Below are 19,007 nucleotides of genomic sequence, written 5' to 3'. Positions count from 1 at the left end.
TATGGTGCAGACGCGGACGATGGCCGCATCTGCCGAAGTGAACGGGGTGTGGGGGTGTGGGGAAGTGCCGACCGCGATAGCCGTCACCAGTGCGGACCTCGTGCTGCCGCCGCCCGACCGGCAGACACCGCCCGCCGCCGTGCTCCAACCACCCGGGCGCGAGCACACCGTTGAGCACACGCTCGCCGAGCTGCAGACCCTGCTCGACCTGCACGGGTACGTGATCGTCCTGTACCCGGCGTCGCTCCCCGACCGCACCGTGCACCGGCTGTACTCCGCGCGCGCCCTCCTGGAGTCCGACCGGATCGCGCTGCTCCGCCTCGACCTGCCGCCGCTCGGCCTCGCCACGCTCGCCCTGCAACTGCGCCAGCTCGCGCTCTGCGACTTCAGCCCCGGCGTGCTCGCCTCCGCCGCCCGGCTCCTGTCGCACTACATCTACGCGGGCGCCCTCCTCGGCTCCGTCGCCAAGCTCGACCGGGTCCCCGTCAGCCTCACCTCGCACGCCAAGTCCTGGGTCCCCGGCTCCCAGTTCGCGGTGCTCGCCACCCCCGCGCCCCAGCTGGTCAAGGTCAGCGGAGGCAACGCCGCCGCCCAGGGGCCGTCCCTGCTCCAGGGCCCCGGATTCGGTACGCAGCTCCTCATCGCCCGTGGCCAGTTGAACTCCGACTGGGTCACCGCCCGGCTCGCGCCCGCCTGGAAGGTGCAGGGCGTGGCCGAGGCGCCGCTGCCCGCCGAGTCGGGGCGCTGGTGGGCGACCGGCAAGCTCGTCGAGTTCGCCGCCGCCATCCCCGACATCACGTTGCTCTACCAGCTGGTGTCGTCCGTGAAGCGCGAGGACTGCCACTGGTGCGGGCTCGACCTCATCGGCGACCGCTGCGGCTTCTGCACCGCCCCGCTGCTGCCCCGCGAGCAGCGCGGTCGTACGCACTCGGCGGCCGAAGGCCGTGAACTGGCCGCCGGGGACACGCGGGTGCTCGCCCCGGGCCGGACGAGAAGGGCCATAGGCCCTTGACCGAACTCGTACGCCGAAGCCGCGCCGCCCGGCACGGACCCGTCCGGCACGGTCCCGTCCGGCACGGTCCCGCCCGGCATGGTCCCGTCCGGTACCGCCCTGCCTGCCGCCGACTCGCCCTCACCCATCCAGCCCTTGTCCGCCCCGCCCCCGCCCGCCCCGTCCGTACCCGTTCTCGATCGAGGTAGTTCGCCCCATGAACTCTCGCCAGCGCCGCGGCGTCATACTCCTGCTCCTGTCGGTCCTGTGCGCCCTCGGCGCCTTCGCCGGGGTGTTCACGGTGATCCGCGACGTGAACTCCAAGGTGGGCCCCGAGGTCTCCGCGTACCGGCTGAAGAGCGACATAGCGCCCTACAAGCCGCTCAGCGCGGGCCAGTTCGAGAAGATCGAGATGCCCGAGCGGTGGCTGTCCGAGAACGCCGTCACCGACCTCGACGACATCCGCGGGAAGATCGCCGTCACCCAGCTCCGCGAGGGCTCGCTGCTGCAGAGCGACATGATCGTGGACCGGCCCGCCGTCGGGGAGGGCGAGCAGGAGATCGCCATCATGATCGACGCGGCCACCGGCGTCGCCGGGAAGATCACCCCCGGCTCGACCGTCAACATCTTCGCCACGTTCCAGGGCGAACAGCAGGGCCAGAAGGACCAGTCGAAGGTGATCGTCGAGAACGCCAAGGTCGTCGACGTCGGAAAGCTCACCGCCCTGGAGCCGCGCGAGGACGACCGGTCCCGCAGCCGCGCCGAGACCGAGGCCGTGCCGATCACCTTCGCCCTGAACACCGCCGACGCCCAACGCGTCGCCTACGCCGAGTCGTTCGCCACCCACGTACGTCTCGCCCTGGTCGGCGGCGGAGCCGAGACCCCCGTGTCGGCCGACGACCGGAGCTACACCCTCGACGAGGACAAGTGAGGGCACCCGTGACCACCAGAATCCTCCCGGCCATCGGCGACGCGGACGCCGCGCGCTCCCTGACGTCCCTGATCGGCCAGCTCCCCGACGCGGAGCCCGCGCTGCCCGTCACCGACTCGACCGCGCTGCTCGACACCCTCGCGCAGCTCGCCGCCGAGTCGCTCGACGAGCTGCCGGAGGTCGTTCTGGTCCACGAGCGCATCGGCCCCGTACCCGCCCTCGACCTCATCCGGGAAGTCGCCCTCCGCTTCCCGGCCGTGGGCGTCGTCCTCATCACCAGCGACGCCAGCGCGGGTCTGTTCTCCGCCGCCATGGACTCCGGCGCCCGCGGCCTGGTCGGACTGCCCCTCGGGTACGAGGAGTTGGCGGCCCGCGTGCAGAGCGCCGCGTCCTGGTCGCACGGCGTACGGCGGCACCTCGCCGGGGGGCAGGAGGCGAGCGGCGGCCCGGGCGGCACCGTCGTCACGGTCACCGGCGCGAAGGGCGGCGTCGGCGCCACCCTCACCGCCGTCCAACTCGCCCTCGCCGCCCGCGCGTCGGGCCGCAGCGTCGCCCTGCTCGACCTGGACCTGCAGTCCGGTGACGTCGCCTCGTACCTGGATGTGCAGTTCCGGCGGTCCGTGGTCGACCTCGCCGGGATCGGGGAGATCGGCACCCGCGTGCTCCAGGACGCCGTGTTCAGCCACCCCACCGGCCTCGGCCTGCTGCTCGCGCCCGCCGAGGGCGAACGCGGCGAGGAGGTCACCGACCGGGTCGCCCGGCAGGTGATCGGAGCCCTGCGCGGCAGATACGAGGTCGTGATCGTCGACTGCGGCACCCAGATGAACGGCGCCAACGCCGCCGCCGTCGAGATGGCCGACCGCGCCCTGCTCGTCGTCACCCCCGACGTCGTCGCCGTACGGGCCGCGAAGCGCATGGTGCGGATGTGGGAACGGCTGCAGATCCGCAAGGCCGAGGAGACCCTCACCGTGGTCAATCGGAACGCGCGCCTCACCGAGATCCAGGCGCCCCTGGTCGAGCGCATCACCGGCACCCGCGTCGCCCGGACCGTCATCCCGTCCCAGTACAAGGAACTCCAGGCCGCCGTCGACGCGGGCCGGATGCAGGACCTCGACGGCCGCAGCACCGTACGCCAGGCCCTGTGGGGCCTCGCCGCCGAACTCGGCCTGCTCGCCGGGCCCGCCGAGACCCCGCCTGCCACCGGCCGTAAGGCCCTCACCCGTTTCCAGGGCGACCGCGGCGCCCTCGGCCCCTTCCGCCGCCGGGCCGCCGACGACAGCCGGTCCTTCGACGACAGCCGGTCCTTCGACGACAGCCGGTCCTTCGACGACAGCCGGTCCTTCGACAACAGCCGGTCCTTCGACGACAAGGGCGCCGCCACCCTGGAGTTCGCGGGCCTCGCCCCGCTGATCCTCGCCGTGATCGCGATCCTCTGGCAGTGCGTCCTCTTCGGCTACACCTGGTCCCTCGCCGGGAACGCCGCGGACGAGGGCGCCCGCGCCGGAGCCGTCGCGGCCGTACGCGGGGACGACCCGGCGAGCGCCTGCGCCGAGGCCGCCCGGGCCCACCTGCCGAGCGCCTGGGAGGGCGGCTTCGCCCCGTCCTGCGGCTCGACGGGCGGCGTCTACCAGGCCCATGTCGAGGTCGACGTCCCGCTGTTCTTCCCCGGCTTCGACGCCGGGTGGCAGGTGAGCGGGGACGCCGGGGCGGCGCAGGAGGGCGGGGAGGCGGGGGCGGAATGAGCGCGTCTACCCGTCGGGGCGAGCGGTACGACGACCGCGGCTCGGTGCTCCTGGAGTTCACCGGCTTCCTGCCCACCCTGCTGCTCGTCGGCCTCGCCGTGATCCAACTCGGCCTGGTCGGCTACTCGTTCCAGCAGGCCGGATCCGGCGCGCGCGCCGCCGCGCGCGCCGAGTCCCTGAAGCCGGGCGCCGGGCAGAGCGCCGCGGACGCCGCGATGAGCGCCTGGTACGAGCCGCAGGTAGCCGTCGGCGGAGCCGAGCTCGTCCGCGCCGAGGTGACCGTCGACATCCCCACCCTGATCCCGTTCGTCGACGTGGGCTGGACCGCGACCCGCACCGTGACCATGCCCGCCGACGAGGACTGAGCGAGGACTGAAGCGCAGTGAGCGAGGAGCGAGGAGCGAGAGGAGTGAGTACGCGATGAGCCTGAGGTCCCGTATGGCCCCGCCCGAGGAGGTCGGGCCCGGCCACGAGGACGACCACATCGTCGCCGCGTACCGGTCGAAGCTCCTGGAGGAGATCGACCTCGCCGAGATGTCCGGCCTCGCCGCCGCCGAGCGCCGCGCCCGCCTGGAGCGCGTACTCGGCCACATCATCAGCCGCGAGGGCCCGGTCCTGTCGACCGTGCAGCGCTCCCAGCTGATCCGCCGCGTCGTCGACGAGGCGCTCGGGCTCGGCGTGCTCGAACCGCTCCTGGAGGACGCCTCCATCACCGAGATCATGGTCAACGGGCCCGACGCGATCTTCGTCGAGCGCTCCGGCCGGGTCGAGCAACTCCCGCTCCGCTTCGCCTCGCAGGAGCAGCTGATGCAGACCATCGAGCGGATCGTCTCCACCGTGAACCGCCGCGTGGACGAGTCCACGCCGATGGTCGACGCCCGCCTGCCCTCCGGCGAGCGCGTCAACGTGATCATCCCGCCGCTCAGCCTGACCGGCCCCACCCTGACGATCCGCCGCTTCCCGCGCGCGTACAAGCTCAGCGAGCTGATCGACCTCGGCACCCTCGACCAGCAGATGCTGATGCTGCTCAGCAGTTTCGTACGGGCCCGCTTCAACGTGATCGTCGCGGGCGGCACCGGCACCGGCAAGACCACGCTCCTCAACGCCCTCTCGGCGCTGATCCCCGATCACGAACGCATCATCACCATCGAGGACTCGGCGGAACTCCGGCTCCAGCAGGCGCACGTCATCGGCCTCGAATCCCGCCCGCCGAACGTCGAGGGCAAGGGCCAGATCACCATCCGCGACCTGGTCCGCAACAGCCTGCGCATGCGGCCCGACCGGATCATCGTCGGCGAGGTCCGCGGCGGCGAGACCCTCGACATGCTCCAGGCCATGTCCACCGGACACGACGGCTCCCTGGCCACCGTGCACGCCAACTCCGCCGCGGACGCCCTGATGCGGCTTCAGACCCTCGGCTCCATGTCCAACGTGGACGTGCCGTTCGAGGCGCTGCGCGACCAGATCAACTCGGCAGTCGACGTGGTCGCCCAGCTGACCCGCTTCGCCGACGGCTCCCGCAAGATCACCGAGATCTCGCTGCTCGTCTCGCACGGCCGCGAGCCCTTCAGGACCGTTCCGGTGGCCCGCTTCTCCCCGGCCCCGATCGGCTCCGACCGGATCGTCCGCGGCGCCTTCGAGCACCTGCCCCTGCCCCGCCGCGTCGCCGACCGCCTCTACCTCGCGGCCGAGCCGATCCCGCCCTCGTACGGGGTGATCGACGGCGTCGACGTACTCAACTCCGCGGAGGGAAGCGGCATATGAGCAGCCTCACGCTCCTCGCCCTCGGCGCCACCCTGCTGTGCGGAGCGCTCGCCGTCGCGGGCGTCCACGCGTACGCCTCCGGAAAGGCGCAGCGGCAGGCGCTCGTCGAGCGGCTCACCGACGACGGGCCGCTGCCGCTCGGCCGGCAGCGGCGCTTCACCACCGTCGACCGGCGGCTGCGCGGCACCCGGGTCGGCCGCCGCATCCAGCGGAAGCTGGCGGCCACCGGACTCGACGTCACGCCCGGCGAGTTCTTCGTCTACCTCTTGGCCGGAGCGATCGCGCTCTGGCTGATCGCGGGCGCGCTCCTCGCCCCGTTCTTCGGCCCGATCGCCGCGGCGGCGGCCGTGGCAGGGGCCAACGCGTTCCTCAACTGGCAGCACCAGAAGCGCATCGAGGCCTTCATCAACCAGCTTCCCGACCTGGCCCGGCTGCTCGCCAACGGCACCTCGGCGGGTCTCGCCCTGCGCACCTCGCTCGCCATGGCCGCGGAGGAGCTGGAGGCCCCGGCGGGCGAGGAGCTGACGGTCGTCTCCAACCAGCTGTCGGTGGGCCGCTCCATCGACGACGCGCTCGGCGAACTCGCGGAGCGGCTCCCCTCCCGCGAACTCAGCGTCCTCGTAACCACCCTGATCCTCTCCAACAAGGCGGGCGGCACCATCGTCGACAGCCTGCGCAACCTCACCCAGACCCTGGAGGAGCGCAAGGAGACCCGGCGCGAGGTCCGCACGATGCTCTCCGAGGTCAACGCCACCGCGTTCACCATCCCGTGCCTCGGCATCGGCGCCATGCTGATGCTGAACGCGATGAACGACGGCGCCCTCGCCAAGGTCACCGGATCGCCGCTGGGCCAGATCCTCATCCTCCTCGCCCTCGGCCTGTACGCGGCCGGGTTCGTCGTCATCCGCCGCCTCGGCAAGATCGAAGTGTGAGGGCTGAGTAGACGTGTGGGCACTTCTGTTGGCCGGCCTGTTCGCCCTCTCCGTCCTGGGCGCCTTCGTCGGCGTACGCATGTACCGCTCGGAGACGAAACTCCCCGACGACCTGGCGCTCGCCCTGGAGGTCGGCTCGTCCCGGGTCTCGGTCGCGGACTCGGCGGTGGACCGCCTGGGCATGCGGTTCGCGCCCGCCGTGCTCCGCCTCATGGGCCCCAAGCGGGTCGACAGCAAGCGCCGCAAGATCGACCAGGCGGGCAACCCGAGCGGCCTGACGGTCGACCGGTACGCGGCCCGCCGCGCCGTCTACGGGATCTTCGGCGCGGTCTGCGCGTTCTCGCTCTTCGTGAACGGGGTGCCGCTCCTCGGCTTCTGCGCGCTCGCCTTCGGCCTGTTCGCGGCGGACGCGCTGATCTGGCAGGCGGTCCGCGACCGCAAGGACCAGATCGAACGCATACTTCCGGACTTTCTCGACGTACTCGCCGTCGTCGTCTCGGCCGGTCTCGGCTTCCGCCAGGCCCTGGAACGCGTCGCGGAGCGCTACGAGGGCCCCTGGGCGGACGAACTCTCCATCACCCTCCGCCAGATGGACATGGGCGTCTCCCGCCGCCAGGCCTTCGAGGAACTGCGCAGACGCAACACCAGCGAACAGGTCAGCCAGTTCGTCACGGCCCTCCAGCAGGGCGAGGAACTGGGCGCCCCGATCGCCGAGACGCTGATCCAGATCGCGGCCGACATGCGCCGCACCGACGCCCAGAACGCCCGCCGCCGCGCGGCCAAAACCGTACCCAAGACCACGTTGGTCACCCTGATCTTCATGGTCCCCGCGACGCTGATCCTGATCGTCTGCGGAATGTTCCTCGGCTCGGACACCGACTTCGGCACGATCCTGGGAGGCTGAGCGATGCCCGCGCTGTCTCGAATTGGCATCAACTCGGTGGACGCACTTCGCGGTTGCAACGTGTTGTGCGACAGTCTTGCCGAGCGTCGTCTCTGCGAGGCGGATCCGGGGGAGGGGGCCGCGATGAAGCCAACGGCACACACCCGTATCCGGAGTTGGCCCAAGGGCCCCTCTGGAAATCGCCGGTTTTCGGCGTACGTTTCTCCTGTACGGGCGAAGTGGGCCCGAGGGGCCGGAGGGGAAAGCCATGTCGAGGATCCGCACTTGGAAGAGCGCGGTCATCGCGCGGATGCGCGGCAGGACATCCGACGCGGGGGCGGGGTTCGTCGAGTATGCGGGGCTGTTGATTCTGATCGCGGCGGTTGTTACTGCGGTTATGGGGTTGGGGTTGGACGAGACGATCTCGACGGCGATTCAGGACGCGGTCAACGAAATCACCGGTGGCTGACACTCGCCCGTAGCGGCGACGACCGTGGCTCGACCATCCCGCTCTACATCTGGCTCGTCGGGGTGTTGCTCTTCGTCGCGTTCCTCTTCTTCGTGCTCGCGAAAGGGGCGGTGGCGCGCAATGGAGCCCAGTCCGCCGCAGACGCCGCAGCTCTGGCGGCAGCCCAGGACGTGCGCGACGAACTGACGGACGGCTTCCTCGACGACCTCGAATCGGGAAACTGGGAAGAGTGGCTCGACGGGAACGGCTTCCTGGGCGACGGACACGATGCGGCGGTCGATCTGGCCGCCGCCAACGACGCTTCCCTCACCGGCCTCGCCACCGGTGAAGTCGACGGGAAGCCGTCCTTCGAAGCCCGCGTGGAAACCAACTACGCCGTCGGGGAATCCCTTGTCCCCGGTACCGAGAACACCCGGGCCAAGGCCCAGGCCACAGCGGTGATCGAACCCCGGTGCAACGTCGAGGTGGATATCGACCCGGCGAAGGACGTGAAGTTCACCTGCGAAGGCAGTGGTTCCTGGGAGATTGATCCCAAGGACCCCGGGGATGTCGATCTTCCGAAAGCCAAGGACCTGTTCGCTGTCCACTTGGCCGACTGATGTCTACGAAGGAGTCTCAATGAAGGCCCGAAGGGCTCTGACCGCGGCGATGCTGGCGACCGGCCTGGTCCTCACGGTGGCCGGATGCGGCGGAGACGAGGACGGCGGCAGGAAGCAGACGACCTCCGAGTCCACGACGTCCTCCAAGGGGAAGGACGAGGGCGGGGACGACAGGCCTCAAGAGCCCGCAGAAGACGCGGTGCTTGCCGAGGTCACCGGAGAGGACGGCATCACCCTCGTCGTCAACTCGGCGGTCCGCGACGAGGGCGGATTCCTTACCGTGAACGGCACGGTCAAGAACGGCAGCGGCGGCACCTGGGTGCCCACGGGCTGGCGCGGAGAAGAGAAGGAACTCGTCGGCAACGCGGCCTCCATGGCAGGCGCCGCCATTGTCGACAAGACCGGCAAGAAGCGGTACCTCATCCTCCGCGACACAGAGGGTCGTTGTCTGTGCACGCAGTTCCAGGGAGGCTTCAAGGCCGGCGAGGAGAAGACCTTCTACGCCCAGTTCCCGGCACCGCCGGACACGTCGGCCAACGTCGCCTTCCAGGTGGGGGACATGCCCCCCGCCGACATCCAGATCACCGAGGGCGAGTGACCGCCCATGCCCTCCCACCGCCGCACCCTCGCGACCCTGGCCGCGCTGGCCGTCGTAGCCCTGACCAGCCCCGCGTACGCCGACGAAGACCCCAGCGTCCCGCCGGGCTCCGTGACCAGTGAGCCGCCGCCGGAGGTGGACCCCGCCGCGCCGGGGCTGAAGCTCGCCGATGGGGCGGAGCTCGCGCCGGCCAAGGTGCTGGACATCAAGTCCGTCGTCGAGGACATGGGCGGCACCGAGCGCCGCGAGGACACGAACTCCGAGGTGAAGTTCGCGCTGCAGGCGGAGGTGCTGTTCCCGAAGGACAGCGCGAAGCTCAACCCCGAGGCGGACGCGCGGATCCGGGCGATCGCCGAGGAGATCAAGGGGCAGGACTCGACCAAGGTCCGCGTCTTCGGCTTCACGGATGACCTGGGTTCGTACGCGCACGGCAAGAAGCTCTCCAAGGAGCGCGCGGACGCCGTGCACGACCAGCTCGCCAAGGACCTGGGCCCGGAGATCACCTTCGAGGTGCGCGGCTACAGCGAGGACTACCCGATCGCGTCCAACTCCTCGGAAGAGGGCCGCAAGAAGAACCGCCGGGTCGAGGTGTCGTTCCCGCGCGGGGACGGCAGTTAGGCGGCGAAGTGGTCGAATTCACCGGCCCGTACGCCGAGGGTGAAGGTGTGCCACTTTTCCCGGGTGGTCGTGACGACGGTGTCCGGAGTGTGCAGCCGTATCTCGTCGGCGGGGCCGTGAGCGATGCCGATGCCGGGGCTTTCGCCGACGCCCTTGAGGTGGGTGAGGAGCGCGGCGAAGGCTTCGGGGGTGGTGGTGAGGATGGCGCCCGTGGGGTCGCTGCTTTCGGTCAGCAGCACGGTTCTGTCGGGTGTTGCATCTACGTGTATGCATGAGTCGCCCTCGCCGCAATACGAAGACTTCTGTGGACCATGGGCCACGTGGACGCAAGAGTCGCCAGAGGCGCAGTACGACGACCTCTGCCAGGTGGGCTTGGGCATTTCGAATCCCTTCACAGGTCTCGGGCGATCTGGTGGATGAAGTCTCGTGACTCGTCGGGCTTGAGGGCCGAGGTTTCCATGCGGTCGAGGAGTACGCGGTACTTGCCGAGCTGGGCCTCTGCGTCGACGAAGGCGGGGCCGTGGAACTGGTCGAGGTGCACGGTGTCGAGCTGCGGAACGGGTCCGTGCGAGTAGTAGATCGACTGGCCCGCGCCCGGGAATGTACCCGTGGCGAAGGAAATCACCTGGACCGTGATGTGCGGGTGCTCGCTCATTTCGAGGATGTGCTGGAGTTGCGCGCGGGCAACCTTCGGGCCGCCGAACTGCATGCGCAGAGCGGCCTCGTGGATGATCGCCTGGTATGGGGTTGGCGGGTCCCGGAAGAGTACCGCCTGCCGCTTCACTCGGAACGAGATGCGATGCTCGATCTCAGGCGGCGGCAGCGCGGGTACGTCCAGGCGGAAGATCTCGCGGGCGTGGTCCGTGATCTGGAGAAGTCCGGGAATGTGGACGGTGATGCCTGTGCGCAGCCGCTGCGCGTGATGCTCAACCTCGGCCAGATCCAAGAGTGATGAGGGCAGGATCTCGCGGTACTCCTCCCACCACCCACGCTTGCGGTCACCCGTCATGTTCGCCAGCGCCTCGATGAGTTCGCTGTCTTGGCAGTCGTAGTGGCAGGCCAACCGGCGTACGCGGTCGGCGCTGACGCCCAGGCGCCCAGTCTCCATGTTGCTGACCTGGGCTTGCTTGATGCCGAGGAGCTGAGCCGCTGCAGTAGATGTCAATCCGGCGCGTTCCCGCAACTTGCGTAGCTCGGTGCCGAATCGGAGGTGGCGCCCCGTGGGGTTGCTCCGCAATGGCATGGCCTCTCCTTGTAACTCACACGGGTGATTGCCTTAGAGATTTCTCCCACTCGGGTGAAGAATATATCCCGACCCGCTACGTTGGAGCTCTCTGGAAGTGCACCGTGGACGCCACGGCAAAGCCACCGAGCAGACTCACTCAACTCCCCTACGTGATCGGAGACTTCCGATGACCAACGTAACCCCACCCTGGGCCTACACCCTCCAACTCCCACGGGATCCCCGCGCCCCAGGCGTAGCCCGTACGACCCTCCGTGCCGTCCTCGACTCCCACGGCCTGGCCGAACTAGCCGACAGCGCCGAGCTGTTGACCAGTGAGCTGGTCACCAACGCCTACCTGCACTCCCTCGGCACGTACACCCTCCGCCTGCGCGAGATGGCCCCCGGCCGGCTGCGGGTCAGCGTATGGGACACCAACCCCGAGATCCCCGCCCCCTTCCGCGACCAGCGCGTACCGCTCGCCGTCCCCGACACGGACGAGACCGGCAGGGGCCTCTTCCTCGTCGGGGCATGTGCCGAGCGGTGGGGCGCGTACGAACTCGGGGACGGCATGGGCGGCGGGGCGGGGAAGCTGCTGTGGGCCGAGTGCGGGAGGTCGACGTGGGCGACGCGGTAGAAATATTAGGGCAGCCTGATATTGTGTAGAGGTAATATTCGAGAGTGGAGACTGCATGAGCTTCAGGATCATCGTCGTGGAGCCAGCCCTCGCTTGGATCCATGAACTCCGCAAGAGCGACCGCGAGACTCTCGTCCAGATCGCCGCCGCGCTCGACGTGCTCCAGGTCGAGGGTCCGGCCCTGGGGCGTCCGCTGGTCGATCGGGTTGCTGGATCGAACCTCCCCAATCTGAAGGAGTTACGTCCGGGCTCCAAGGGCAGCACGGAGGTGCGCCTGCTCTTCGCCTTCGATCCCGCACGCAACGCCGTGGTACTCGTCGGAGGTGACAAATCCGGGAATTGGAGCGGCTGGTACCGGACGGCCATCAAGGAAGCCGAAGCTGCCTATCAGGCGTATCTGGAGGAGGAATCGTGAGCACTCTCAAGCCGAAGAAGGCTGAATCGGCGGACTGGAGCGAACTCAGGGGCGAGCTCGGCTTCACTCCGGACGAGCAGGTGAGCGTCGAGAAGCAGGCGGCGGACATGCTCGCCGAGGTGCGCGCTCACCGGCTGGCCGAAGTCCGCAAGCGGCAGCACATGACCCAGGCCGCCCTGGCCGAGGTGCTCGGTGTTACCCAGGGGCGGGTCTCGCAGATCGAGAAGGGGGCGGTCACTCGGACCGAGGTCGAGACCCTCGCCGCCTACGTGGCCGCCCTCGGCGGACGCCTCAAGATCGTCGCCGACTTCGGGGACGAGTCGCTGGTCCTCGGCTGAGGGCGAGGCGCCACGGCCGCCGTTCGGGCGCCGAGCGGGCCCCGGCACCCCGGCACGGCTGCGACGGCCGTCAGCGGTTGTGCTTCTGCCCCCGCCGCAGCGCCGCCTCCGAGCGTTCGCGGTCGATCTCCGCGCGCTGCTTGGCGAGGTAGTCGCGGGCCGCTTCCATCTGGCGTTCGCGTTCCTCGCGGGGGATCGCCTCGTACGCGCGGCGGCCCTCGGCGAGCTTCTCGCCGAGCGCGTCGGCGTACGCGCCCACGCGCATCGCCTCGCGCAGTCCGACCCGGCCGGAGAGGACCTCGCGGGCCATCTCCTGGAGGGCGGGGCCGGCCTTGTCGCTGTCGGCGAGGCGTTGCAGCGTCTTGCGCAGGGCGCGGGCGCGGGCCTCGTCGCCGCCGGTCATCGAGGTGAGGTCGGCGTCGCCGATCTGGCGGTCCTGGCGGTCCTGGCGGTCTTCGGCCATGGTGTTCAGCTCCAACTGGTCGCGCTCGTGGGCGAGTTCAAGCGATCGCCTTGTTCGGGTGGTCGTACGCCGAACCGGGCGCGGGGAAGTTCTTGAAGGAGTTGCCGAGGTCGTTGGCGAGGTTCTCGACCGCGCTCGCGGTGAGCTGGGCGAGCTGCTGGGCCTGTGTGATGGCCTCGGTGGCGGTGCTCCACTGGCGCAGGATGTTGGCGATCTCCAGGGCGGCGAGGCCGTAGCCGACGACGGCGCCGACGCCCGTCCAGGACAGGGCCGTACCGGCCGCGATCTCCAGGCCGACGATAAGCAGCCCGTCGATGATCCCGGACAGGATGCCCTTCACACCCTCCGCGCTGAGGTACGCGGAGTGCGCCATGTGCTGGTAGGCGTCCTGGAGCTGGTCCAGGGTGGCCTTCTGCTCGGCGAGCTTCTTCGCGAGCTCCTCGAAGTAGACGTACGCGGCGTCGGCGGCGTTGCCGTTCCAGGTGCCGTCGAGCGCGGTGTTGCCGGACTTCACGTTGGCGCTGACCGCGTCGCAGGCCTTGCCGACGTTCGTCCACACCTCGCCGCACCTGAGGAAGGTCTCCCAGTCGCCGCTGTACCAGTCGATGACCTCTTCGAGCGGGTTGAATCCGAAGACGAGGTTGATGGCCTCGGTGACGTACCACGTGGGGCTCATCAGGTCGCCGAGATCATTGAAGATATCGACCAGAACGCCTTGGGAGAACTCTTCGGGGTTCTCGTTCGGGGCGGTCAGATGGCTCGAAGGTTCTGAGACGTCGCTGAATCCGGACATGCGAGTCGAACTCCTGGGAAATGATGGTGCAGTGCGGGGCGGCGCCTCGAACTACCGCTTGCTTTCTGGATACTTGGCGTCGAGGTCGGCCGCGTTTCCCCGGTCGGTCTCGTCGTAGTACCGGGAGACCGCGGTGAGTTCGGTCCGGCAGGCGCGCAGGATCGACTCGGTCTTGGTGAGCGCCTCGCCCAGCTGGGTGACCAGGCTGTCGTGGGAGTTGGCGAGGTTGCTGATCAGGCCGTTGTCGTACCAGCCGACCTCGGTGTGGGAGTCGACGTACTTCTTCGCGGCCTGCATGTCGTCCGCGGCACGGCCGATCTGGGCCGAGTAGCTGCCGATGTCGTCCGGCTCGACCTTGAAATCCGTCACGTCGCCCCCGCTCGCCCTTCTTGCAAGTGATTAGTGCCCCGCGCGTGATTGCCGCGTGCATTCTTGATCTTGAATGCAATTCCCCGGCCTTTGGTGATCACGTGAAATCACGTAGCCTGCCGAGCATGTTGATGAACGATATGGGCGACAACTCGCGGGCACAAGTTTGGGATCGCATTTGGAATCGAATGGCGATGCTTGCGGGCGGCATCGGGGGATTGCTGGCGTTTGCCGGAATTGCGATGCTCTTTTCGCCGGGCGGTTCGACCGGGGCGCGGCTCGCCGGACTGGCGCCGGTGGCCGTCGGCGGTCTCGCGATCCTCGCGGCGGTACGGGCGCACCGTACGCGCAGCCGGAAGCTGATGGCCCTGGCGTTCGTCTGCGTCCTGGGCGGCGGCGCGCTCACGGGGATCCTGCAGGGCCTCACGGCCTGACCGCCCGCAATTCCCGCGCGTGCGGCGGGCTCCGGGTGGCACGATCGCCCCATGTCACCTGCACCACCGGAACCGCGCACCTTCGAATCCCTCGTGGCCGAAGCCGAGGCCGCCCCCACCGAAGGGTGGGACTTCTCCTGGTTCGAGGGACGGGCCACCGAGCAGCGGCCGTCGTGGGGGTATCAGCGGCTGATGGGCGAGCGGATGGCGGGTGCGCGGGCCGCGCTCGACATCCAGACCGGCGGGGGAGAGGTGCTCGCCGGAGTGCCGGGCCGCCCCCCGCTGTGCGTCGCGACCGAGGCCTGGCCGCCGAACGTGGCCAAGGCCACCGCGCTCCTGCACCCGCTGGGCACCGTCGTCGTGGCCGACCCGGAGGAGCCGCCGCTGCCGTTCGCGGACGGGGCGTTCGACCTGGTGGTGAGCCGGCACCCGGTGAAGGCGTACTTCACGGAGATCGCCCGCGTGCTCGCGCCCGGCGGCACGTACTTCGCCCAGCACGTCGGCCCGGCCAGCTGCTTCGAGCTCGTCGAGTACTTCCTCGGCCGCCAGCCGGACGACGTGCGCGGAGCCCGCCACCCCGACCTGGAGCGGGCCGAGGCCGAGGCGGCGGGCCTGGAGATCGTCGATCTGCGCCTGGAGCGGCTGCGGATGGACTTCTACGACATCGGGGCCGTCGTGCACTTCCTGCGCAAGGTGATCTGGATGGTCCCGGGCTTCACGGTCGACGCGTACCGCCCGCAACTCCGCGCCCTGCACGACCGGATCGAGCACGACGGCCACTTCCGGGCCCACAGCACGCGCTTCCTGATCGAGGCCCGCAAGCGGAAGTGAACCGCACAGTAGGACGGAGGAGGAGACCGTGACCGCCGAGCTGCCCGACTGGATGTATCCGCCCCGCCGAAGCGGATGGGAGGCCGATGACCTCGACCACCTCCCCCAGGCGCCCCGTCACACCGAACTCATCGATGGAGCGCTGATCTTCAGGTTGGTCCCGCAGCGGTCCTGGCACTCGCGCCTCGTCACCAGCCTGAGCTTCGCCCTGCGCCAGGCCGCCCCCGAGGGCTTCGATGCGGCGCTGGAAATGACCGTCCGCCTGGACAAGAAGAGCCGACCGGAGCCCGACGTCCTGGTCGCCACCGTGCCCTACGAACCGGACCGGACGAGCTACCTCCCGGAGGAGGTCGCACTCGTGGTGGAGGTCGTTTCGGAGGAGTCCGTCGACCGAGACCGCAACATCAAGCCGTTCAAGTACGCCCAGGCCGGGATCCCGCACTTCTGGCGCGTGGAGGACGAGGACGGCGAGTCGGCCGTGCACGTCTACGAGCTCGACCGGGTCACGCACTCCTACGTCCCGACGGGCATCCACCGAGGCAGGCTCAAGACGACGGTGCCTTTCGTGATGGACATCGACCTGGAGAGCCTGACGCCCTGAGGCGGGGAGGTTGCGGCGCGCGGAGCCTCGCCGGAGTTCCGTCCGCTCGTCGGTCCCGAACCGCTACGGACGCGAGACGCCGGAGCGCTCTCGAAGGCGAGCCCGCACGAACCCCACACGCTCGTCCACGGTCCCGAGCGGCAGCGGCACCAGCTCGTACCCGTACTCCGGATACACCTCCGCCATCACCTCGTACGTCCGCACCGCCTCCTCGTACGACTGCTTGCGCTCGGTGTCGCGGCCGTAGATCTCGGGCCAGGGCGGGGCGATGAACACGTCGGGGTGGTAGCGGAGTTCGCGGGCGGCCGTGTGCACGGGCTCGGGCAGGGGGAGGCCTTCGAGGCGGAGGTAGCCGACGAGGTCGGGGAGCCCGCGGTCGCAGAGCACGGGTCCGTCGCCGGGCGCGGCCCGGCCTTCGCGGTACGAGCGCAGCTCCCGCTCCAGCATCAGCGTGGCGAACGCCTCCTGGTCGGCCCAGGGCAACGCCGTTCCGCCGATGGCCAGTTGCTCACGGATCACGGCCCGCCCGGCCTCTTCGGTGCGGGACAGGCCGGACCGCTCCAGGGCGTCGATCAGCGTCGTCTTCCCGGAGCCGGGGCCGCCCGTGAGGATGATGAGGCGGTTGTGGGTGGTGGGGTGTGCGTGCATGTGTGTGACCTCCGGTTGATGGTCCCCTACCCGCCCCTTCCCGAAAGCCTGCAGCGCTGTCATTCGGCTGTCCCGCCGTCGTGGCTGGTCGCGCAGTTCCCCGCGCCCCTAAAAACTCAGCCCCTCCGGCGTTTGAGGAGCGGGGGTCCGGGGGCTGGCCCCCGTGGCTGTCCGCAGGGCTTTCGGGAAGGGGCGGGGAGGGGAAGGATCGCGCGGCCCGGACTACGTCGCGTCCCGCAACCCCAGTCGGAGGTGTTCGACATGGAACAGGGCCTGTTCAAGCAGTTCCGCGACGTGGTGGTCGTACAGCGCGTACACGATCGAGCGGCCGCGGCGTTCGCCCGTGACCAGGCCCAGGTTGCGCAGCAGCCGCAACTGGTGCGAGCACGCCGACTGCTCCAGGTCCGCCGCCTCGGCCAACTCGCTCACCGCGCATGGACCTTCCTGCAGCCGCGCCAGGATCCGCAGCCGGGAAGGGGTGGCCAGGGCCTGGAGGGTCGCGGCGACATCGGCCGCGCCGACGGTGTCCAGACGTGCGCGCGTGCCGGTGCGCTCCTTGTCGACTCCGTGGCCCATACGCACATCGTAGCGAGCGGCAGTCCAGCACCCTGGAATGAATGAAGAGCTGTTCATGTATGCGGGTATGGTGGGAGCATCCTGCTCGCCGCCAAGCTGAGGGGCTCCTTCGCCATGCCCGCGTCCGTACGGGAATCGACGGTCGACGTACCGGCCGTATCCGCCGCCCACCCGGTCACCCCCACCCGCCGCACCCGCCTGCTCGCCCTGCCCGAGGTGCGCTGGGCCGGGGCCGCCCTGGTCGCGTTCCTGCTGGCCCTTCCGCCGCACCTCGCGGGTCTGGGCGCCTGGTGGTGGGCGCCGCTGTACGCCGTCGCCTATGCCGCGGGCGGCTGGGAGCCCGCGCTCGAAGGGCTGCGCGCGCTGCGCCAGCGCACCCTCGACGTGGACCTCCTGATGATCGTCGCGGCCCTCGGCGCCGCCGCGATCGGGCAGGTCATGGACGGCGCCCTGCTCATCGTCATCTTCGCCACGTCCGGCGCCCTGGAGGCCCTGGCCACCGCCCGTACCGAGGACTCCGTGCGCGGACTCCTCGATCTCGCACCCGAGACCGCCACCCGTGTCACCGGAGAGACGGAGGAGACGGAGGAGATGGACGAGACGGAGGAGACCGTGCCCACGAGCCGCCTCCGCGTCGGCGACGAGATCCTGGTCCGCCCCGGCGAGCGGATCGGCGCGGACGGCGAGGTCGTCGACGGTACGGGCGAGGTCGACCAGGCCACCATCACCGGGGAGCCGCTGCCCGTGCCGAAGGGGCCGGGGGACGAGGTGTTCGCCGGTACGGTCAACGGCCCGGCCGGCGCCCTGCGGGTGCGGGTGCGGCGCGACCCGTCCGACACCGTGCTCGCCCGGATCGTCACGCTCGTCGCGGAGGCGTCCCGTACGAAGGCGCCGACGCAGCTGTTCATCGAGAAGGTGGAGCAGCGGTACGCCGTGGCCGTCGTCGTCGCCACGCTCGCCGTCTTCGGGGTGCCCCTCGCCTTCGGCGCCGACCTCACCGGCGCGCTCCTGCGCGCGATGACCTTCATGATCGTGGCCTCGCCGTGCGCGGTGGTCCTGGCCACGATGCCGCCGCTGCTCTCCGCGATCGCCAACGCGGGCCGGCACGGCGTCCTCGTCAAGTCCGCCGTCGCGATGGAGCGCCTCGGCGAGATCGACACGGTCGCGTACGACAAGACCGGCACCCTCACCGAAGGCACCCCGCGCGTCATCGCCGTCAGCCCCGAAAGCCCCGAAAGCCCCGAACCCGGCTTCGGCGAGCGGGAGTTGCTCACCCTCGCCGCGGCCGTCGAGCACCGCAGCGAACACCCCATCGCCCGCGCCGTCACCGACGCCGCCCGTGAGCGCGACCTGCGGCTCCCGGAGGCGTACGACTTCACCTCGACGCCGGGCCGCGGCGTGACCGCCACCGTCGCGGGCCGCAGGGTCGAGGTGGGCGCCCCCGCCCGACTGCTCCCGGCCCGCGCGCAACCCGACGACGGCAACACCACCGTCCTCGTCCTGGTCGACGGCGCCCCGGTCGGCCGCCTCGCCCTCGCCGACCGGCCGCGTCCCGACGCCGCCGCGGCCGTGGCCGACCTGGCCGAGCTCACCGGCACGCCCCCGGTCCTGCTCACCGGCGACGGCCCTGCGGCCGCGGCGGGCATGGCGTCGGCGGTCGGCATCGCGGACGTCCGCGCGGGCCTGCTGCCGCACGAAAAGGCCGCAGCCGTACGGGAGTTGACCGAGGCGGGCAGGAGGGTGCTCGTCGTCGGCGACGGGGTCAACGACGCCCCCGCCCTCGCCGCCGCCCACACCGGCGTCGCCATGGGCCGCGCGGGCTCCGACCTCGCCCTGGAAACGGCGGACGCCGTGGTCGTACGCGATGAACTCGCCGCCGTGCCAAGGGCGGTGCGCCTGTCCCGCCGCGCCCGCCGCCTGGTCACCCAGAACCTGGTGATCGCCGGGGTGTGCATCGCGATCCTCACCGTCTGGGACCTGGTCGGCCATCTGCCGCTGCCCCTGGGGGTGGCGGGCCACGAGGGCTCGACGGTGCTCGTCGCGCTGAACGGGCTGCGGCTGCTGCGCGAAAAGGCCTGGTAGACCGGCTCGTTGTCGTCACAGCAACCGGGATTGTCGACGTCGGCCGTCCTCGCGTAGAAGGGCGAATCCCC

General features: G+C 70.2%; 25 protein-coding genes. 18 read left to right on the top strand and 7 right to left on the bottom strand.

Annotated elements, in window-relative coordinates; genetic code table 11:
• Nucleotides 1-64 precede the first annotated feature (64 nt).
• The 11 genes from QIT00_RS13415 (at nt 65) to QIT00_RS13365 (ending at nt 9,527) form a co-directional block, all read left to right on the top strand.
• Nucleotides 65-1,012 (top strand): hypothetical protein, encoded by a 948-nt coding sequence (locus QIT00_RS13415; RefSeq protein ID WP_282535456.1) that lies wholly within the window; start codon nt 65-67, stop codon nt 1,010-1,012.
• Nucleotides 1,013-1,208: 196 nt separating this feature from the next.
• Nucleotides 1,209-1,922 carry a Flp pilus assembly protein CpaB gene (gene cpaB / locus QIT00_RS13410; protein ID WP_282535455.1) on the top strand — a complete coding sequence of 238 codons (714 nt, stop codon included), beginning with the start codon at nt 1,209-1,211 and terminating at the stop codon, nt 1,920-1,922.
• A gap of 8 nt (nt 1,923-1,930) precedes the next feature.
• Entirely contained in the window at nt 1,931-3,664 is a 1,734-nt protein-coding gene (locus tag QIT00_RS13405) for an AAA family ATPase (RefSeq protein WP_282535454.1), read from the top strand.
• Nucleotides 3,661-4,029, top strand: coding sequence for a TadE/TadG family type IV pilus assembly protein (locus QIT00_RS13400; RefSeq protein WP_282535453.1), 369 nt, complete (start codon nt 3,661-3,663; stop codon nt 4,027-4,029). Before QIT00_RS13405 ends, QIT00_RS13400 begins: the two co-directional genes overlap by 4 nt.
• Nucleotides 4,030-4,084: 55 nt before the next feature.
• Nucleotides 4,085-5,428, top strand: a complete 1,344-nt coding sequence (locus QIT00_RS13395; RefSeq protein WP_282535452.1) for a CpaF family protein — start codon at nt 4,085-4,087, stop codon at nt 5,426-5,428.
• Nucleotides 5,425-6,360, top strand: coding sequence for a type II secretion system F family protein (locus QIT00_RS13390; protein ID WP_282535451.1), 936 nt, complete (start codon nt 5,425-5,427; stop codon nt 6,358-6,360). Before QIT00_RS13395 ends, QIT00_RS13390 begins: the two co-directional genes overlap by 4 nt.
• Nucleotides 6,361-6,373: 13 nt before the next feature.
• Nucleotides 6,374-7,264, top strand: coding sequence for a DUF5936 domain-containing protein (locus QIT00_RS13385; protein ID WP_282535450.1), 891 nt, complete (start codon nt 6,374-6,376; stop codon nt 7,262-7,264).
• A 247-nt stretch (nt 7,265-7,511) separates the two neighbouring features.
• Complete coding sequence (locus QIT00_RS13380; RefSeq protein WP_282535449.1) at nt 7,512-7,712, top strand: hypothetical protein; 201 nt, start codon at nt 7,512-7,514, stop codon at nt 7,710-7,712.
• Nucleotides 7,709-8,311, top strand: a complete 603-nt coding sequence (locus QIT00_RS13375; RefSeq protein ID WP_282535516.1) for a pilus assembly protein TadG-related protein — start codon at nt 7,709-7,711, stop codon at nt 8,309-8,311. Before QIT00_RS13380 ends, QIT00_RS13375 begins: the two co-directional genes overlap by 4 nt.
• Nucleotides 8,312-8,330: 19 nt before the next feature.
• Complete coding sequence (locus QIT00_RS13370) at nt 8,331-8,909, top strand: hypothetical protein (protein WP_282535448.1); 579 nt, start codon at nt 8,331-8,333, stop codon at nt 8,907-8,909.
• A gap of 6 nt (nt 8,910-8,915) precedes the next feature.
• Nucleotides 8,916-9,527 (top strand): OmpA family protein, encoded by a 612-nt coding sequence (locus tag QIT00_RS13365; RefSeq protein ID WP_282535447.1) that lies wholly within the window; start codon nt 8,916-8,918, stop codon nt 9,525-9,527.
• Here the strand turns inward: QIT00_RS13365 and QIT00_RS13360 are convergent.
• Together QIT00_RS13360 and QIT00_RS13355 are read right to left on the bottom strand one after the other, a co-directional pair.
• Nucleotides 9,524-9,907 carry a DUF397 domain-containing protein gene (locus QIT00_RS13360; protein WP_282535446.1) on the bottom strand — a complete coding sequence of 128 codons (384 nt, stop codon included), beginning with the start codon at nt 9,905-9,907 and terminating at the stop codon, nt 9,524-9,526. The genes QIT00_RS13365 and QIT00_RS13360 overlap by 4 nt on opposite strands.
• An 11-nt stretch (nt 9,908-9,918) precedes the next feature.
• Nucleotides 9,919-10,770 (bottom strand): helix-turn-helix domain-containing protein, encoded by an 852-nt coding sequence (locus tag QIT00_RS13355; protein ID WP_282535445.1) that lies wholly within the window; start codon nt 10,768-10,770, stop codon nt 9,919-9,921.
• A gap of 169 nt (nt 10,771-10,939) precedes the next feature.
• Here QIT00_RS13355 and QIT00_RS13350 point away from each other — a divergent pair, with 169 nt between their 5' ends.
• The 3 genes from QIT00_RS13350 to QIT00_RS13340 are packed head-to-tail and all read left to right on the top strand — an operon-like array spanning nt 10,940 to nt 12,139.
• Nucleotides 10,940-11,386 carry an ATP-binding protein gene (locus QIT00_RS13350; protein WP_282535444.1) on the top strand — a complete coding sequence of 149 codons (447 nt, stop codon included), beginning with the start codon at nt 10,940-10,942 and terminating at the stop codon, nt 11,384-11,386.
• A gap of 55 nt (nt 11,387-11,441) precedes the next feature.
• On the top strand, nt 11,442-11,801 hold the full coding sequence (locus QIT00_RS13345) for a type II toxin-antitoxin system RelE/ParE family toxin (RefSeq protein WP_282535443.1): 360 nt from the start codon (nt 11,442-11,444) through the stop codon (nt 11,799-11,801).
• Nucleotides 11,798-12,139, top strand: coding sequence for a helix-turn-helix domain-containing protein (locus QIT00_RS13340; protein WP_282535442.1), 342 nt, complete (start codon nt 11,798-11,800; stop codon nt 12,137-12,139). Before QIT00_RS13345 ends, QIT00_RS13340 begins: the two co-directional genes overlap by 4 nt.
• Before the next feature lie 70 nt (nt 12,140-12,209).
• On the opposite strand, the gene QIT00_RS13335 is transcribed toward QIT00_RS13340, so the two are convergent.
• From QIT00_RS13335 to QIT00_RS13325, 3 genes are read right to left on the bottom strand one after another with little or no spacing between them, the layout of a single operon-like run.
• Nucleotides 12,210-12,602 (bottom strand): hypothetical protein, encoded by a 393-nt coding sequence (locus QIT00_RS13335; protein ID WP_282535441.1) that lies wholly within the window; start codon nt 12,600-12,602, stop codon nt 12,210-12,212.
• Nucleotides 12,603-12,639: 37 nt separating this feature from the next.
• On the bottom strand, nt 12,640-13,395 hold the full coding sequence (locus QIT00_RS13330) for a WXG100 family type VII secretion target (protein ID WP_282535440.1): 756 nt from the start codon (nt 13,393-13,395) through the stop codon (nt 12,640-12,642).
• A 51-nt stretch (nt 13,396-13,446) separates the two neighbouring features.
• Nucleotides 13,447-13,764, bottom strand: coding sequence for a WXG100 family type VII secretion target (locus tag QIT00_RS13325; RefSeq protein ID WP_282535439.1), 318 nt, complete (start codon nt 13,762-13,764; stop codon nt 13,447-13,449).
• Between the two features lie 125 nt (nt 13,765-13,889).
• Between QIT00_RS13325 and QIT00_RS13320 the strand changes: the two genes are divergently transcribed.
• From QIT00_RS13320 to QIT00_RS13310, 3 genes are read left to right on the top strand one after another with little or no spacing between them, the layout of a single operon-like run.
• Nucleotides 13,890-14,198, top strand: a complete 309-nt coding sequence (locus QIT00_RS13320; RefSeq protein ID WP_282535438.1) for a hypothetical protein — start codon at nt 13,890-13,892, stop codon at nt 14,196-14,198.
• Between the two features lie 51 nt (nt 14,199-14,249).
• Nucleotides 14,250-15,029, top strand: a complete 780-nt coding sequence (locus tag QIT00_RS13315; RefSeq protein WP_282535437.1) for a class I SAM-dependent methyltransferase — start codon at nt 14,250-14,252, stop codon at nt 15,027-15,029.
• 52 nt (nt 15,030-15,081) lie between these two features.
• Nucleotides 15,082-15,630: a Uma2 family endonuclease gene (locus QIT00_RS13310; protein WP_408909767.1), complete on the top strand. Its 549-nt coding sequence runs from the start codon at nt 15,082-15,084 to the stop codon at nt 15,628-15,630.
• Nucleotides 15,631-15,693: 63 nt separating this feature from the next.
• Here the strand turns inward: QIT00_RS13310 and QIT00_RS13305 are convergent, their stop codons facing one another.
• Nucleotides 15,694-16,278, bottom strand: coding sequence for an AAA family ATPase (locus QIT00_RS13305; RefSeq protein WP_282535435.1), 585 nt, complete (start codon nt 16,276-16,278; stop codon nt 15,694-15,696).
• Between the two features lie 222 nt (nt 16,279-16,500).
• Complete coding sequence (locus tag QIT00_RS13300) at nt 16,501-16,854, bottom strand: ArsR/SmtB family transcription factor (protein WP_282535434.1); 354 nt, start codon at nt 16,852-16,854, stop codon at nt 16,501-16,503.
• Between the two features lie 114 nt (nt 16,855-16,968).
• On the opposite strand from QIT00_RS13300, the gene QIT00_RS13295 reads away from it, so the two are divergent.
• On the top strand, nt 16,969-18,936 hold the full coding sequence (locus QIT00_RS13295; RefSeq protein WP_282535433.1) for a heavy metal translocating P-type ATPase: 1,968 nt from the start codon (nt 16,969-16,971) through the stop codon (nt 18,934-18,936).
• Nucleotides 18,937-19,007 lie beyond the last annotated feature (71 nt).

The sequence above is a fragment of the Streptomyces luteolus genome (genome assembly GCF_029968015.1).
Classification (GTDB): domain Bacteria; phylum Actinomycetota; class Actinomycetes; order Streptomycetales; family Streptomycetaceae; genus Streptomyces; species Streptomyces luteolus.
The sequence above is the reverse complement of the archived record's forward strand: the minus strand, read 5'-3'. Positions and strand labels throughout refer to the sequence as shown.

What these genes read in the sequence shown, in the direction of transcription:
- QIT00_RS13390 (WP_282535451.1), top strand. Translation starts at nt 5,425, where the DNA reads ATGAGCAGCCTCACGCTCCTCGCCCTCGGCGCCACCCTGCTGTGCGGA.
- QIT00_RS13395 (WP_282535452.1), top strand. Translation starts at nt 4,085, where the DNA reads ATGAGCCTGAGGTCCCGTATGGCCCCGCCCGAGGAGGTCGGGCCCGGC.
- QIT00_RS13370 (WP_282535448.1), top strand. Translation starts at nt 8,331, where the DNA reads ATGAAGGCCCGAAGGGCTCTGACCGCGGCGATGCTGGCGACCGGCCTG.
- QIT00_RS13295 (WP_282535433.1), top strand. Translation starts at nt 16,969, where the DNA reads ATGCCCGCGTCCGTACGGGAATCGACGGTCGACGTACCGGCCGTATCC.
- QIT00_RS13320 (WP_282535438.1), top strand. Translation starts at nt 13,890, where the DNA reads ATGTTGATGAACGATATGGGCGACAACTCGCGGGCACAAGTTTGGGAT.
- QIT00_RS13360 (WP_282535446.1), bottom strand. Translation starts at nt 9,907, where the DNA reads ATGCCCAAGCCCACCTGGCAGAGGTCGTCGTACTGCGCCTCTGGCGAC.
- QIT00_RS13345 (WP_282535443.1), top strand. Translation starts at nt 11,442, where the DNA reads ATGAGCTTCAGGATCATCGTCGTGGAGCCAGCCCTCGCTTGGATCCAT.
- QIT00_RS13365 (WP_282535447.1), top strand. Translation starts at nt 8,916, where the DNA reads ATGCCCTCCCACCGCCGCACCCTCGCGACCCTGGCCGCGCTGGCCGTC.
- QIT00_RS13335 (WP_282535441.1), bottom strand. Translation starts at nt 12,602, where the DNA reads ATGGCCGAAGACCGCCAGGACCGCCAGGACCGCCAGATCGGCGACGCC.
- QIT00_RS13315 (WP_282535437.1), top strand. Translation starts at nt 14,250, where the DNA reads ATGTCACCTGCACCACCGGAACCGCGCACCTTCGAATCCCTCGTGGCC.
- QIT00_RS13300 (WP_282535434.1), bottom strand. Translation starts at nt 16,854, where the DNA reads ATGGGCCACGGAGTCGACAAGGAGCGCACCGGCACGCGCGCACGTCTG.
- cpaB (WP_282535455.1), top strand. Translation starts at nt 1,209, where the DNA reads ATGAACTCTCGCCAGCGCCGCGGCGTCATACTCCTGCTCCTGTCGGTC.
- QIT00_RS13330 (WP_282535440.1), bottom strand. Translation starts at nt 13,395, where the DNA reads ATGTCCGGATTCAGCGACGTCTCAGAACCTTCGAGCCATCTGACCGCC.
- QIT00_RS13355 (WP_282535445.1), bottom strand. Translation starts at nt 10,770, where the DNA reads ATGCCATTGCGGAGCAACCCCACGGGGCGCCACCTCCGATTCGGCACC.
- QIT00_RS13310 (WP_408909767.1), top strand. Translation starts at nt 15,082, where the DNA reads ATGTATCCGCCCCGCCGAAGCGGATGGGAGGCCGATGACCTCGACCAC.
- QIT00_RS13380 (WP_282535449.1), top strand. Translation starts at nt 7,512, where the DNA reads ATGTCGAGGATCCGCACTTGGAAGAGCGCGGTCATCGCGCGGATGCGC.
- QIT00_RS13400 (WP_282535453.1), top strand. Translation starts at nt 3,661, where the DNA reads ATGAGCGCGTCTACCCGTCGGGGCGAGCGGTACGACGACCGCGGCTCG.
- QIT00_RS13350 (WP_282535444.1), top strand. Translation starts at nt 10,940, where the DNA reads ATGACCAACGTAACCCCACCCTGGGCCTACACCCTCCAACTCCCACGG.
- QIT00_RS13305 (WP_282535435.1), bottom strand. Translation starts at nt 16,278, where the DNA reads ATGCACGCACACCCCACCACCCACAACCGCCTCATCATCCTCACGGGC.